This window comes from Streptomyces angustmyceticus (genome assembly GCF_040701845.1).
In the GTDB taxonomy this organism is placed as follows: Bacteria; Actinomycetota; Actinomycetes; order Streptomycetales; family Streptomycetaceae; genus Streptomyces; species Streptomyces angustmyceticus_A.
Window position 1 is genome coordinate 105,670 of sequence record NZ_JBFBHQ010000019.1, and the last position, 14,413, is coordinate 120,082.

Annotated in this window: 15 protein-coding genes; 9 read left to right on the top strand and 6 right to left on the bottom strand. The window is 70.6% G+C overall.

Going from position 1 to position 14,413, the window contains the following annotated elements; genetic code table 11:
• Nucleotides 1–99: 99 nt before the first annotated feature.
• The 3 genes from AB0411_RS28565 to AB0411_RS28575 form a co-directional block, all read right to left on the bottom strand.
• Entirely contained in the window at nt 100–918 is an 819-nt protein-coding gene (locus AB0411_RS28565; protein WP_366420154.1) for an isoprenyl transferase, read from the bottom strand.
• A gap of 73 nt (nt 919–991) precedes the next feature.
• Nucleotides 992–1,738 (bottom strand): DNA repair protein RecO, encoded by a 747-nt coding sequence (recO, locus tag AB0411_RS28570; protein WP_366420155.1) that lies wholly within the window; start codon nt 1,736–1,738, stop codon nt 992–994.
• 46 nt (nt 1,739–1,784) lie between these two features.
• Complete coding sequence (locus AB0411_RS28575) at nt 1,785–2,084, bottom strand: hypothetical protein (protein WP_366420156.1); 300 nt, start codon at nt 2,082–2,084, stop codon at nt 1,785–1,787.
• Between the two features lie 116 nt (nt 2,085–2,200).
• Between AB0411_RS28575 and AB0411_RS28580 the strand changes: the two genes are divergently transcribed.
• From AB0411_RS28580 to AB0411_RS28615, 8 genes are all read left to right on the top strand, one after another.
• A complete protein-coding gene (locus AB0411_RS28580) occupies nt 2,201–3,022 on the top strand; it encodes a helix-turn-helix domain-containing protein (protein ID WP_366420157.1) in 822 nt (273 codons plus the stop codon).
• Entirely contained in the window at nt 3,019–3,231 is a 213-nt protein-coding gene (locus AB0411_RS28585) for a DUF397 domain-containing protein (RefSeq protein ID WP_366420158.1), read from the top strand. Before AB0411_RS28580 ends, AB0411_RS28585 begins: the two co-directional genes overlap by 4 nt.
• A 241-nt stretch (nt 3,232–3,472) precedes the next feature.
• Entirely contained in the window at nt 3,473–4,900 is a 1,428-nt protein-coding gene (locus AB0411_RS28590; RefSeq protein ID WP_366420159.1) for an ATP-binding protein, read from the top strand.
• Nucleotides 4,897–5,325, top strand: coding sequence for a roadblock/LC7 domain-containing protein (locus tag AB0411_RS28595; protein WP_366420160.1), 429 nt, complete (start codon nt 4,897–4,899; stop codon nt 5,323–5,325). The genes AB0411_RS28590 and AB0411_RS28595 overlap by 4 nt, the downstream gene beginning before the upstream one ends.
• On the top strand, nt 5,322–5,684 hold the full coding sequence (locus tag AB0411_RS28600) for a DUF742 domain-containing protein (protein ID WP_366420161.1): 363 nt from the start codon (nt 5,322–5,324) through the stop codon (nt 5,682–5,684). The genes AB0411_RS28595 and AB0411_RS28600 overlap by 4 nt, the downstream gene beginning before the upstream one ends.
• A gap of 28 nt (nt 5,685–5,712) precedes the next feature.
• Nucleotides 5,713–6,291, top strand: a complete 579-nt coding sequence (locus tag AB0411_RS28605) for a GTP-binding protein (protein WP_086720770.1) — start codon at nt 5,713–5,715, stop codon at nt 6,289–6,291.
• The gene (locus tag AB0411_RS28610; protein WP_366420162.1) at nt 6,288–7,670 is read left to right on the top strand and encodes a cytochrome P450; all 1,383 of its coding nucleotides are present in this window, start codon (nt 6,288–6,290) and stop codon (nt 7,668–7,670) included. The genes AB0411_RS28605 and AB0411_RS28610 overlap by 4 nt, the downstream gene beginning before the upstream one ends.
• Complete coding sequence (locus AB0411_RS28615) at nt 7,586–8,821, top strand: cytochrome P450 family protein (RefSeq protein WP_366420163.1); 1,236 nt, start codon at nt 7,586–7,588, stop codon at nt 8,819–8,821. Before AB0411_RS28610 ends, AB0411_RS28615 begins: the two co-directional genes overlap by 85 nt.
• Nucleotides 8,822–8,896: 75 nt before the next feature.
• Here AB0411_RS28615 and AB0411_RS28620 read toward each other — a convergent pair whose 3' ends face one another.
• From AB0411_RS28620 to leuA, 3 genes are all read right to left on the bottom strand, one after another.
• On the bottom strand, nt 8,897–9,604 hold the full coding sequence (locus tag AB0411_RS28620; protein WP_366420174.1) for a TerB family tellurite resistance protein: 708 nt from the start codon (nt 9,602–9,604) through the stop codon (nt 8,897–8,899).
• A gap of 258 nt (nt 9,605–9,862) precedes the next feature.
• Complete coding sequence (locus AB0411_RS28625; protein WP_366420164.1) at nt 9,863–10,930, bottom strand: SGNH/GDSL hydrolase family protein; 1,068 nt, start codon at nt 10,928–10,930, stop codon at nt 9,863–9,865.
• Nucleotides 10,931–11,113: 183 nt separating this feature from the next.
• Nucleotides 11,114–12,892, bottom strand: a complete 1,779-nt coding sequence (leuA, locus tag AB0411_RS28630) for a 2-isopropylmalate synthase (protein ID WP_366420165.1) — start codon at nt 12,890–12,892, stop codon at nt 11,114–11,116.
• 325 nt (nt 12,893–13,217) lie between these two features.
• On the opposite strand from leuA, the gene AB0411_RS28635 reads away from it, so the two are divergent.
• Nucleotides 13,218–14,306: a M4 family metallopeptidase gene (locus AB0411_RS28635; RefSeq protein ID WP_366420166.1), complete on the top strand. Its 1,089-nt coding sequence runs from the start codon at nt 13,218–13,220 to the stop codon at nt 14,304–14,306.
• Nucleotides 14,307–14,413 lie beyond the last annotated feature (107 nt).

Sequence of the window (14,413 nt, forward strand, 5' to 3'; positions counted from 1 at the left end):
CTTGTAGTCCAGCCGGTCGCGCAGCAGCGCACCGCGGGGGGAGTCCAGCAGCTCTTTGAGCGCCGGGGCCGCCGGCCCCTTTTCCGTGCCGCCCGACGCTTACGTCGCCGGCCGGTCCTCCGCCTCCGGGGCCGCCCCGAACCTGCGGTCCCGCTTCGCGTACTCCAGGCACGCCTGCCACAGGTTCCGCCGGTCGAAGTCCGGCCACAGAATGTCCTGGAAAACCATCTCGGCGTACGCGCTCTGCCAGATCAGGTAATTCGAGGTCCGCTGCTCACCGGACGGCCGCACGAAGAGATCCACATCCGGCATGTCCGGGTAGTACATGTACTTCGCGACGGTCTTCTCGTTGACCTTCGACGGGTCCAGCTTTCCGGCCCGCACATCCGCCGCGATGGCCGCCGCCGCATCGGCGATCTCGGCCCGCCCGCCGTAATTCACGCAGAAATACAGCGTCATGGCGTCATTGTTCTTGGTCTGCTCCTGGGCGATCTGGAGCTCTTGCACGACCGACTTCCACAGCTTCGGCATCCGCCCGACCCACCGGATACGGATACCCAACGCGTCCATTTCGTCACGGCGCCGCCGGATCACATCGCGGTTGAAGTTCATCAGGAACTTCACCTCGTCGGGCGACCGCTTCCAGTTCTCCGTCGAGAAGGCGTACAGCGAAAGGTTCTTCACGCCCATTTCGATGCAGCCCTTGAGGACGTCCAGGACGACGCCCTCGCCGACCTTGTGGCCCTCGGTGCGCGGCAGCCCGCGCTCCTTGGCCCACCGGCCGTTGCCGTCCATGACGACCGCCACATGGTTGGGAACGAGCTCACCGGGGATCTTCGGCGGCCGCGCACCGGAAGGGTGCGGCTCGGGCGTCACGTACTCACGTCGATTACGGCCCAGAATCCCGCGTCGTGCCATGCGGCCCACGTCTCCTATGTGTCTTGAGGGCGTTTTTGCCTTGAGGGGCGTATGTGTCTTGAGGTGGTCTTCGCTATTTCTCTACGTACCGGAGGGAACGCAGGCCCCGCTCCAGATGCCAGTGCAGATACGCCGTGACGAGCCCGCTGCCCTCCCGGGCATGACGGGCCTCGCAGGCGTCCGCGGTCTCCCAGTCGCCGGTCAGCAGCGCGCTGAGGAGCCCGATGGCCTCAGAGGAGGGTACGACGCTCCCCGGCACCCGGCAGTCACCGCAGGTCACCCCGCCCGACGCGACCGAGAAGAACCGGTTCGGACCGGGCATCCCGCACCGTGCACAGCTCTCGAAACTCGGCGCGTAGCCGTTGACGGCGAGCGAGCGCAGCAGGAAGGCGTCCAGCACCAGATGCGGCTCGTGCTCGCCGCGGGCCAGCGTCCGCAGCCCGCCGACCAGCAGCAGGTACTGCTGCACGGCCGGCTCGCCCTCGTGGTCGGTGAACCGCTCGGCGGTCTCCAGCATGGCCGTCCCGGCCGTGTAGCGGGCGTAGTCCGTGACGATCCCGCCGCCGTACGCCGCGATCGTCTCGCTCTGCGTGCACAGCGGCAGCCCGCGCCCGATCAGCTCGCTGCCGCGCGCATAGAACTGCACGTCGACGTGCGAGAACGGCTCCAGCCGCGCCCCGAACTTCGACTTCGTCCGCCGCACCCCCCGGGCCACCGCACGGACCCGGCCGTGCCCCCGGGTCAGCAGCGTGATGATCCGGTCCGCCTCCCCCAGCTTCTGGGTGCGCAGCACGATGCCGTCGTCGCGGAACAGACTCATGGCGCCATTCTCGCGCATCGGCGAAGCGGGCCGGGCCAGGTGCCCCTCAGGCCCGCCCGCCCCGGCTGCGTGCGTGGGCATGGGCGGTCGCGACGCTCAGCCGCTCGGCGACGGTGTCCTGCCGGGGCGGCGCGGGCTCGCCGGAGGCCGGTGAGGACTCGGCGAGCGCCGCGGTCAGCCGCCGGGCGACATCCATCGTGCAGCACCCCAGCTCCACGAGCGGCGGCAGATACCGATGCGCGTACGAGACGGGGTCGGGGTGCAGCGACGGCAGCACGACGCCTACGCGGGCGAGGGCTTCCCGCAGATCCGTCGTCACGGTTTCCACTTCCTTGGGCTGACTCATGAGCGTCCGCTTTCCGTGAGGGGTTTCACTGTTCGCATTCAGAGCGTGACGGTGCGGAACTAGGCTGGGCAAGGAGGTCGGCAATACAACTGCCGGGATGAGAAGGGGAGTCAGCGATGGCCCGAGCTTCACGACAGGCGGCATGGGAATTCTGGGGTACCGAACTCAAGCGCCGCCGGGAAGAGGCTCGCTTAACCCAGGAGGAACTGGGGCGGCAGGTCTTCGTATCCGGCGGCTACATCAGCCAGTTCGAGCAGGCGTGCCGGAAGCCGCAGTTGGATGTGGCGGTGCGGATCGACGGGGCCCTGCAAACCGACGGCTTTTTCGAGCGGATGTGCCGGAAGCTGATCAACGAATCAGGATTCACCGATTACTTTGCGGCCGTGGCGGACCTGGAGCCCCTCGCCACCAAGATCTGCGACTTCGAGCCCGTGCTGGTGCCCGGACTCCTTCAAGTCGCGCCGTACACCCGGGCAGTGATGCTTGCGGACAACCCGTTCGTCTCCGACGACGAGGTGGAAGGATGGGTCGCGGCCCGACTGGAGCGGGCGAAGCACCTCAGCAGCCCCGCGAGGCCCATGTATTGGGCGATCGTCCACGAGTGCGCGCTGCGCACCCCGGTCGGCGGAGCGGCCTGCATGACCGAGCAACTGGACCACCTCGTGTCCCTGGCGCGCAGCCGTCGAGTGGTGATCCAAGTGATCCCCTACGCGCAAGGCGCGCATGCAGGAATGTCCAAGTCCATGAGGCTCATGGAGTTCGAGGACGCGCCGCCCACCGTCTATACAGAGGGTTTGTTTTGGGGCCAACTGCTGGACGATCTGTCGATGGTGAAGCGGGCAACGGCGACTTACGATCTCCTCAGGGCCGCCGCACTGTCGCCGGAGGCGTCCCTGTCTCTGATCGACTCGGCGGCGGAGAGCTACAGGACGACATGAGCGGATACGACCTGAGCACTGCCCAGTGGCGCAAGAGCAGCTACAGCAGCGGCCAGCCGGACAACTGCTTGGAGGTCTCCGACGGTCACCCCGCCCTCGTCCCCGTCCGCGACAGCAAGACCCCCCACGGCCCGGTGCTCACCTTCCCGGCCACCGACTGGGCCTCCTTCCTCGACGCCGTCAAAGACGGGCATCTCGACGCCTCCTGACCGCCTTTCACCGAGCGTTCACACCAGGCACACAAAGGCCCCGCCGTCCCACTGGATGACGGGGCCACATCACGTTATGGTCCGGGTCATCGCGGGCGGAAGACGACCTTCCGTACTTCTCAGTCCCCCGTGGGAAGTGGCCCTCACGGCACGTCAACTGCCCGGTAGCATCCCGTGATGATCGGCAGCACGACGCCGTGATGGCCGGCCGACCCAGTCAGTACCCCAATTGAGGATCTCGATGACATCCATACCGGAGGCGCTGTTGTGGTGCCTCAGCGCAGGTACGGCCGCCGCCGTGGTCCTGGCGGCGCTCTCGATCCGGGCGCGCGGACAGCGCGCGGACCTGAGATCACGCCTTACCGCCGCTGAGGAACAGAACAGCGCCACGCTCCACAGCAATACGGAGCTGTCGGCCCGGCTGCGCGCCACCGAGGCCGAGATCCGGCACCTGGCCGGTACCCGGCTCCCCGACCTGACGCTGGCGCTGGCCCACCCGCACGTGCCCGTACCGGGGCTGATGGACGCGCGGTTCGCCGGGACGGAGACCGACCAGGCCCTGAGCGCCGTACTGGAGCAGGTCAGCGACGCGATCACCAAGGAGCGGGCGCGGGTCGACGCCGCCGCCCAGTCCACCCTCCGCGGCGCGACCACCACCATCCAGGCGCTGCTCTACCGGCTCCAGACGGCGCTGCAGGACATGCAGCACCGCTACGACGACCCCAACGTCGCCCAGGACCTGCTGAACGCGGACTTCCTCAACGAGCAGGCGCTGCGGCGCATCCAGGCCACCGGTGTCGTCTGCGGCGCCTGGCCGGGGCTGACCCGCGAGGACTCCTACCTCGCCGAGCTGGTCGTCGGCGCCACCTCCCGGCTGCGCGGCTACGAGCGGGTGCAGGTCAGCAACCAGCTGCGCGACCCGATCGCCGTGGTGGCGCGGGCCGTGGAGCCGATCGCGATCGTGGTGACCGAGCTGCTGGCCAACGCGCTGCACCACTCGCACCGTGAACTGCCCGTCACCATCACCCTCCAGCAGGGCAACCGCGGCGCCTCGGTCATCGTCGACGACTACGGCGTCGGCATGCACGACGACGAGATCAAGGCCGCGATGGAGCTGCTGTCGGGCGACGACGACCTGCTGCTCACCCAGCTCGGCGACCCGCCGCGGTCCGGGTTCGCGGCGGCCGGCCAGCTGGTGCGCCAGTACGGCTTCGGGGTGCATGTCGAGCCGTCGCCGTACGGCGGTGTGCGTGCGGTCGTGTACATCCCGGGTGACCCCCTCCTCACCGTCCTCGACGAGAGCGCCCAGCCGATGTCCGTGATGGCCCCCCTGCCGCACCGTTCCGCAGTGCCGGATCGTTCCTCCTCCGTACTGCCCACCGGTTCCGCGACGCAGCCCCCGGCCGCCGCACCGCCCGCACCCGCCGCGCAGCCCGCGCCCTCCTACGAGGCGCCCGCCCAGCAGGCCGAGGGCGAGCTGCCGCGCCGGCGCCGCCGCAAGCCCGTCTCCGAACTCGATGAGAGTGCCGAGCGCACCGCATCGCTTCCCCCGCGCTCCCCGGAGGAGACCGGATCCCGTTGGGCCGCACTCCAGCGCGGTACCGAATCCGGCCGGGCAGCCGCCCAGTCAGAACCCCCTCGCAGTCCCGAAGGGAACGCACAGTCATGAACAGCCCCACCCGCCGCCGTGTCGCCGAGGACAAGTCCTGGGTGCTGGCGCCCCTCCTGGAGTTGCCGCATGTTATTCACGCAGCCGTCATCTCCGGAGACGGCTTCATCGAGGGCGCCTCACCGGGCCTGAAGCGCGACTCCGCCGAAGGCGTCGCCGCGATGATGTCCGCGCTCCAGGGTGCGGGGCGTGCCGTGACCGCGGCGTTCGCCGAGAAGGACGACACCAGGCTGCGGCAGACCGTCATCGAGTCCGACGAGGGCTTCGTCTTCGCGATACCCGCCGGCGAGAACACCTGCCTGGCGGTGTTCGCCGGTCCGGAGGTGAACATGGGAGTCGTCGCGCACCACATGCAGATCCAGGTCACGACCCTGGGCAACAAGGCCATGAACAGCCCGGCCCGGGACCTGGGCAACCCCGTATGACCCCGCGCCAGAGCAGCGGCAGGCGCCTCGTCCCGGCCTACCTGGCCACCGGCGGACGCGCCCAGCCCAGCCGCAACACCCTGGACCGGCTCACCCTGCTGCACAGCGTGGGCATGCCGATCACCAGCGAGGTACGCCCGGAGGAGCACCGCATCCTGGAGCTGCTGCAGCCCGGGGCGCTGTCTCTGGCCGAGGTCGCCGCCCACCTTCACCTGCCGGTGAGCGTGGTGAAGGTGCTGGTGGCCGACCTTGTCGACGCCGGGCGGCTGCACGCCCGGGCCCCCATTCCCGAAGCCGAGCAATTCGACCGACAGATCCTGGAGAGGGTTCTCGATGGACTCCGCTCTCTCAAGTCCTAGCGCCCACACCGGCGCGAGCACCGGCAGCATGTACCTCTCCGGCGAGAACCAGACACTGGTCAAGCTCCTGGTAGCGGGGCCGTTCGGCGTCGGCAAGACCACGCTCATCCGCGCGCTGTCCGAAACCCCGCCGCTGCACACCGAAGAGGTCATGACCCAGACCGGCGCGATCGTCGACGATCTCGCCGGCGTCCGGGAGAAGACCACCACCACCGTCGCCATCGACTTCGGGCGGCTGACGCTGCCGGGGGACATGGTGCTGTACCTGTTCGGCACACCCGGGCAGAAACGGTTCCGCCCCCTGTGGCAGGACATCGCCCGCGGCGCACTGGGTGCCCTGGTCCTCGCCGACACCCGCCGGCTGGCGGACTCCTTCGAGGTCATGGACATCGTCGAGGAGGCCGGGCTGCGCTACGCGGTGGCCGTCAACACCTTCCCCGACGCGCCCCAGTACGACGTCGAAAAGCTCCGCGAGGCGCTCGATCTGCACCCCGAGACGCCGTTGGTGATGTGCGACGCCCGCGACCGGGAGCAGTCCGTCGACGCGCTGATCGCGCTCGTCGGGCACGTCCTGGCCCACACCCCCGAGGAGAACCCGAACCCGTGACTTCCCCGCACCAGCCGGGAGCCGCACCGCCACCGGGCTGCCCGGCACACGCCGCCCCCGCGCAGCAGTACCCGCCGGCGCAGCCCGACACCCAGACGCCGGTGAAGCTCTACGGACCGGACTTCGCCGCCGACCCGCACCGCTTCTACGCCCAGTTGCGGCAGTTCGGCGCGCTGGCCCCGGTCGAGATCGCCCCGGACGTGACCGCGATGCTGGTCACCGACTACCGGGCCGCCCTCGACCTGCTGCACGACGACGCCACCTGGTCGAAGGACTCGCGGGAGTGGATGACCACGGTCCCGCCGGACTCCCCCGTCATGCCGATGCTGATGTGGCGCCCCAACATCTTCTACGCCGACGGGCCCGCGCACGTCCGCTACCGGGACGTCGTCGTCGACAGCTTCAAGCTCGTCGAGCCGCACGAGCTGCGCGCCCGCGTCCACCACGCCGCGGACTCCCTGATCCAGCGCTTCGGCGCGCACGGCGAGGTCGACCTGATCGCCGACTACGCGCGGCTGATCCCGCTGCTGATGTTCAACAACCTCTTCGGGCTGCCGGATTCGTACAGCGACCGGCTGATCGCGGCCATCGGCGGCATGCTGGACGGCAACTCCCCCGAGGAGGCCGCCGCCGCCAACGAGGCGTACACCAGCTACATCATGGAGCTGGTCGGTGCGAAGAAGGCCGCGCGCGGGCCGGACCTGACCTCCTGGTTCATGGACCACCCGAACGCGCTCAACGACGAGGAACTGATCCACAACATCATCCTCACGATGGGCGCGGGCAACGAGCCGCTCGCCAACCTCATCGGCAACGCGCTGTCGCGGATGCTCTCCGACGACCGCTACTACAACACCCTCTCCGGCGGGGCGCTGACCGCGCACGACGCCATCAACGAGGTGCTGTGGAACGACCCGCCGCTGACGAACTACTCCGCCCACTTCCCGGTCCGGGACGTCTTCTTCCACGGCACCTGGGTGCGCAGGGGGCAGCTGGTGATGGTGTCGTACGCGGCCGCCAACAGCCAGTTCGACACCACCGGGCAGGCGGGTCCCGGCTCCGGCGGCGGCTCGCACCTGTCCTGGGCGGCAGGACCGCACGCCTGCCCCGTGAAGCGGCACGCGCTGCTGATCGCCACCACCGCGATCGAGCGGCTCACCGCCTGGCTCTCCGACATCGAACTCGCCGTGGACGCAAGCGAGCTGCAGTGGCGCAACGGCGCGTTCCACCGGGCCCTCGCCGCGCTCCCGGCCCGGTTCACCCCCATCACCCCCGACCAGGCAGGAGCAACTCCGTGGCACAACAGGGACAGCAGCCCTACGTCATCGACCCGGTCGGAAGCGACATCCACGGAGAGGCAGCACGCCTCCGCGCGCTAGGCCCGCTCGCGCGCACCGAGCTCCCCGGCGGCATCGAGGCCTGGTCGGTCACCAGCCACACGCTCCTCAAGCAGCTGCTGACCGACGACCGGGTCTCCAAGAACCCCCGGGAGCACTGGCCGCTGTGGCAGCGCGACGACATCCGCGGCAGCTGGCTGCAGTCGTGGATCGGCGTCACCAACATGTTCACCGCGTACGGCCCCGACCACCGCCGGCTGCGCAAGCTGATCGCCCCGGCGTTCACCGCCCGCCGCACCGAGGCCATGCTGCCGCGCGTGGAGGCCATCACCACGGCTCTCCTGGACGGTCTGGCCGCGCACCCCGCGGGCGAGCCCGTGGACCTGCGCGCCCGCTTCAACCACCCGCTGCCCCTGCAGGTGATCTGCGAGCTGTTCGGCTTCCCCGAGGGCGAGCAGCGCGCCGAACTCGCCCGCCTCGTCGAGGCCATCATGGACACCACGGCCACCCCGGAGCAGGCCGGCGCCACCGGCGCGGCCGTCCACGGGCTGCTGTCCGGGCTGGTCGCCGACAAGCGGGCGAACCCGGCCGACGACCTGACGAGCCTCCTGGTCTCCGCACGGGACGACGAGGGCCGGCGGATGACCGAGCAGGAGCTGCTCGACACCCTCCTCCTCGTCATCGGCGCCGGCCACGAGACCACCGTCGACCTCCTCGGCAACGCCGTGCACGCCCTGCTCACCCACCCCGAGCAGCTCAAGCTGGTGCTCTCCGGGGAGGTCGCCTGGAACGACGTGATCGAGGAGACGCTGCGCTGGGCCCCCAGCATCGCCGCGCTCCCGCTCCGCTTCGCCGTGGCGGACATCGAGATCCCGGACGGCCCCACCATCCGCAAGGGCGAGGCGATCCTCCCGGCGTACGCGGCGGCCGGCCGGGACGCCGCCTTCCACGGCGAGACGGCGGACGCCTTCGACATCCGGCGGCCCCGCCCGGAGCACCTGGCCTTCGGGCACGGCGTCCACCACTGCCTGGGCGCCCCGCTGGCCCGCATGGAGGCCCGGATCGCGCTCCCGGCCCTCTTCGCCCGCTTCCCCGGCCTCCAACTGGCGTCACCGAGCGAGGAGTTGGAGCCCACGAGCGGCTTCATCTCGGGCGGCCTGCGCAGCCTGCCGGTGCGGCTGACGCCGGCCTGATCCGCCCGGCCGCTCCCGGCGACCGGCCCCGTCACCCTGCTGTGGTGGCGGGGCCGTTCCGGTTGCCGCGCCGCCTCAGGAGGGGGTGCGGGCCGCTGCCAGCAGCCGGTTCGTCTCGGCGGGGCGGAGCATCAGGGCGCCGCCGACCGTGCTCAGCACCTCGCGCTCGGCGGGGGTGTAGGAACCGTCGGCGAGGGCGATACGGGCGCCCTGGAGGAGGACCGCTTCCCGGCCCGCGGGGGCGAGGTGCGGGGCGAGTGGCTCCAGCGCCTCGTGGAGCTCTATGGCCAGCGCGGTGCCGCACGGGTCCAGGCCCTGGTGGCCGCAGTGGCCGCCGGTGACCGCGTCGTAGGTGCCGGTCAGCCGGCCGGTGTCGGCGGCGAGGGCGGCGAGCAGGGTCAGCAGTTCGTCCTCGGAGCAGTCCGGGAAACCGGCTGCGCGGACCGTGTCGACGGCGGTGTCGCGCACGGCGCGCGAGGACGTCCCGCCGGCGGCCAGCAGCGCGAGGGTGACGGTGTGGACGGCGTCCCTGAGCATCGCGGAGAAGCGGACGGTGGTGGGGTGGTCGAGGGCGTCCGGGCCGAAGCGGCCGTGGCAGGCCGAGCACTCCAGGACCGGGCCGGCGGCGCCGCGGGGCAGCAGCGGGACGCCGAGGACGGTGAGGCGGCGGCGGCCGGTGCGGCGGAGGTAGTTGCGGTCCCCGCCGCAGTCCGGGCAGAAGAACTCGCCGTCGGCGACGGTGCGCCAGGACGTGCGCACGCCCGCCACACACATCTTGTGCATCACGTCAGCCCTCCGTAACTACCCCGTAGCCGTCGAGGCACAGGAGGTACCCGTGGCCCCCTCGCCGTATGGGACGTGATGTTAGCCACATACGTGATGTGACGTCAGCACCTCGTACCGGACAACTGGCCGGATGCCGAAGGGCCCCGCACCGCTCCCCAGGGGCGGGGCGGGGCCCTTCGGGGCCCTGCCGGGGCCGGACCGCCGCCCGTTGGCCGAGGTCGCCGGCGGTGCGGGGTCAGCGGCGGTCCGGCGGCATCAGCCCTGCGGGGGCGTCAACAGTCCCGGGGGCGTACCCCCGCCGTGCTGGAGGACCTTGGCCACTTCCCGAGCCTGGTTGTCCAGACCGCGGGCGTTGGGGTGGACCAGGGTGCAGGCCTCGCCGGAGCCGGGGATGTCGTTGCACAGCTCGGTCGGCGGGTCGGTCTGGTCGCCGTCACCGGTGAGGTTGTCCCGGATGCCGTACATCCACTTGGTGTCCCCGCTCCGGCACACCCCGTGGCCGACACTGGGCCCGTAGGTGTCGACGTAGGCCGCGTTCTGGTGGCCGGAGTGCCGGCGCAGCAGGTCGTTGAGGCGCTGTTCGAGCCCGTCCAGCCACGGCATGTCGCCCTTCTTGACGCTGCCGAGCTGGTTCCAGTGCAGGAAGGTGCAGCCGGAGTTGTCCGGGACGATGGCCGGGTAGCCGACGACGGCGACCCTGGCGTGCGGCGCGGCCGCGTGGATCGCCCGCATCATGCGGCCGAAGTCGGCGTCGAGCTGGGCGAAGCGGTCGGCCAGCCAGGGCGCCCCGGCGCCGCTGCCGGTGTAGTGGTCGGTGCACGGCTTGCTCTTCAGGGGCTGGGTGAGGCCGAGTTCGAGGCACTTGGCCAGGATGGTCCCGAAGCCGAGGGAGTTGCCGCCGATGCCGACGGTGACGACGTCGGTGTCCGCGGACAGGGCCTCCAGCTGCGCCGGCAGCTCCGGCCAGCCCCCCTCGGGCGGGATCGTGGGCGGCCCGAGGATCTTGTCGGACGGCTGGGGCTCCAGGATCCCGTCGACGACCTCGGCCGCTCCGCAGGTCACGTCCCGCAGCTGATAGTGGAACCGCTCCGCCAGCTGGTGGGGGTAGTTGCGGTAGGAGCGTCCGCAGCCGTCGCTGTCGTCCCAGGGGCGGACGAACACCCCGGCGCTGTAGGAGTCGCCGAGCGCCACGTACTCCGGCCGGTCCGCCGACCGGGCCGGGGCCCCGGACGCCGCCGGGGCGAACGCGGAGGCCGCCACGGCGAGCGAGGCGACCGCCGCGACGGCGAGCCGGGAGAGTGCGGGCATGCGAAATCTGGTCATCTGCACGTCCTTGGGATCCGCGCCGTGGCCTGTCCGACCGGCGCCGGTCACCAAACGTACCGAGTCACTCACTCAGCGTGATGCGCGCGGCTCCCAAACCCCACCTTCAGGTGGCGGGGTCGCACAACGGCGCCCCCGCCGCCCGGTGGGAGCGACGGGGGCGCCGGAGGGGGCGGAGGTGCCTCAGCGGCCCGCGCGGTTGACGGCGGAGACCACGGCCTTCAGCGAGGCGCGCGTGGTGTTCGCGTCGATGCCGATGCCCCACAGGACCTTGTCGCCGATGGCGCACTCGATGTACGAGGCGGCCAGCGCGGAGGCGCCCTCGCTCATGGTGTGCTCCTGGTAGTCCAGCAGCCGCGCGTCGACGTCGATGCCCTGCAGCGCGTGGAAGAACGCGGAGATCGGGCCGTTGCCGGTGCCGACCAGCACGGTCTCCGCACCGTCCACCTCGGCCTCGACGGTGAGGGTGTCGACGCCGTCCTTGTCGGTCGTGGTCTGGCCGTTCCTGACCTGGATGCGGCCCCACGGGTTGTCGGGGTTGGGCAGGTACTCGTCCTGGAAGGCGGACCAGATGGCGGTCGGCGTGACCTCGCCGCCCTCGGCGTCGGTCTTCTCCTGGATGATCCGGGAGAACTCGATCTGCATCCGGCGCGGCAGTTCCAGCTTGTGGTCGTTCTTCAGGACGTAGGCGATACCGCCCTTGCCGGACTGCGAGTTGACGCGGATGACGGCCTCGTAGGAGCGGCCGACGTCCTTGGGGTCGATGGGCAGGTACGGGACGGCCCACTCGATGTCGTCCACGGTCTGGCCGGCGGCGGTGGCCTCGGCCTCCATGGCGTCGAAGCCCTTCTTGATGGCGTCCTGGTGGGAGCCGGAGAAGGCGGTGTAGACCAGATCGCCCGCGTAGGGGTGGCGCGGGTGGATCTCCATCTGGTTGCAGTACTCGCTGGTGCGACGGATCTCGTCAATCTGCGAGAAGTCGATCTGCGGGTCGACGCCCTGGGAGAACAGGTTCATGCCCAGCGTCACCAGGTCGACGTTGCCGGTGCGCTCGCCCTGGCCGAACAGGCAGCCCTCGATGCGGTCGGCGCCCGCCATGATCGCCAGCTCGGCGGCGGCGACGGCGGTGCCGCGGTCGTTGTGCGGGTGCACGGACAGGCATACGTGCTCGCGCCGGGACAGGTTGCGCGCCATCCACTCGAAGCGGTCGGCGTGGGTGGAGGGCGTGGAGCGCTCGACGGTGGCCGGCAGGTTCAGGATGATCTCGCGGCCCTCTTCGGGCTGCCAGACGTCACAGACCGCCTCGCAGACCTCCAGCGCGAAGTCCAGCTCGGTGTCGGTGAAGATCTCCGGGCTGTACTGGTAGCCGAAGATCGTCTCGTCGCCGAGGATCTTGTCGGCGTACTCCATGACCAGCCGGGTGCCGTCCACGGCGATCTGCTTGACCTGCTCCTTCGAGCCGCGGAAGACGACCCGGCGGAAGGTGGGCGCGGTGGCGTTGTACAGGTGCACCGTGGCGCGACGGGCGCCGCGCAGCGACTCGACGGTGCGCTCGATCAGCTCCTCGCGGGCCTGCGTCAGGACGGAGATCGTCACGTCCTCGGGGATCGCACCCTCTTCGATGATCGAGCGGACGAACGCGAAGTCCGTCTCGCCGGAGGACGGGAAGCCGACCTCGATCTCCTTGTAGCCCATGCGCACCAGCAGATCGAACATCTCGCGCTTGCGGGCCGGCGACATCGGGTCGATCAGCGCCTGGTTGCCGTCCCGCAGGTCGGTCGACAGCCAGCGGGGCGCGACGGTGATGCGGTTGTCCGGCCAGGTGCGGTCGGGGATGTCGACGGCCTCGTAGGGGCGGTACTTGTGGACCGGCATACCGGAGGGCCGCTGCAGCTGCGTCGCGTTGGTGACCGGGGTCGGCCGGCCGACGGCGTGGTCTGCGGGGCTCGACGGATTCGTCATGGTGCGTGGGGCTCCTCGTATGTCCGCTGGGGTCCCCCTGCTCCTCGGGAGCCAGGGAGAGGCCGACGGGGCGAAAATCGCAACACCGGAACTCCGCGGGGAGGGGGTCGGCCTACGACTACAGGCCCTCGCCGCGGCAGCTAAGGAGAAGCAGCCCGAAACGCATGATGCACAGCACCCTAGCCGAGGTCCGCCCTGTCCGGCGGTCGTGTATCAGTATGCGGGACCGGACGCGCAGAGTTCCCCAAATGCGACCAACCACACTTTTTCGGGAATCTTGGACGCGGGGAGTGACAGCCGCATCACACAGTGCCACCGTTTGTTCATGGACCTCAACGATGCGCAGTCAGATCCCGCCACCGGCCACACCCCGGTCTTCTGCACGATCATCCCGCCGCACATCCTCGACAACCTGGCGCAGTCGGACGACCCGGAGCGGCACGAACCCGCCCGCCGCACCCTGGAGCACGACCATGTGCGGCGCACCGAGCGCCGCGAGCTCGCCGCCCGCGGCGGGCTGACCCCGGGAGAGCCGGACGCCGCCGCCGACAAGCCGCGACGCACCGTCTACGACGCCCGCCACCACGAGGACCTGCCCGGTCACAAGGTGCACGGGGAAAAGGACGGCCCCTCCAAGGACGCCTCGGTCAACCGCGCCCACGCCGGCCTCGGCGCCACCTTCGAGCTCTACCTCAAGGTCTACGGCCGCAAGTCCATCGACGGCGCCGGCCTGCCGCTCAACGCGACCGTCCACTATGGCCGGAAGTACGACAACGCCTTCTGGGACGGCGAGCGGATGGTCTTCGGCGACGGCGACAACGACCTGTTCAAGGACTTCACCATCCCCGTCGACGTCATCGGCCACGAGCTCACCCACGGCGTCACCCAGTACACCGCCAACCTCACCTACGAGGGCCAGCCCGGCGCCCTCAACGAGTCCGTCTCCGACGTCTTCGGCGTGCTGATCAAGCAGTACGCCCTCGGCCAGACCGCCGACCAGGCCGACTGGCTGATCGGCGCCGACCTCCTCGGCCCGAACGTCACCGGCACGGCGCTGCGCTCGATGAAGGCCCCGGGCACCGCGTACGACGACGACGTCCTGGGCAAGGACCCGCAGCCCGCCACGATGAAGGGCTACGTCCGCACCACCGACGACAACGGCGGCGTCCACATCAACTCCGGCATCCCCAACCACGCCTTCTACCTCGCCGCCACCGCCCTCGGCGGCAAGGCCTGGGAGCGGGCGGGCCAGGTCTGGTACGACGTCCTGACCGGCGGCAAGCTCTCCAAGGACGCCCAGTTCGCCGACTTCGCCGCCCTCACCGTCAAGGCCGCCCAGGCCCGCTTCGGCACCGGCGACGAGCACGAGGCGATGGTCAAGGCCTGGACGCAGGTCGGCGTGACCCCGAAGTAGCGGCGCCACGAGGTCCGCGGTGGGGGGGGGGCGGGCCGCGCGCCCCCCCCCCCCCCGGGAGGAGGGGGCGGACGGGGTGTGAGTCCGGGGGGGGGCAAAGGGGGGGT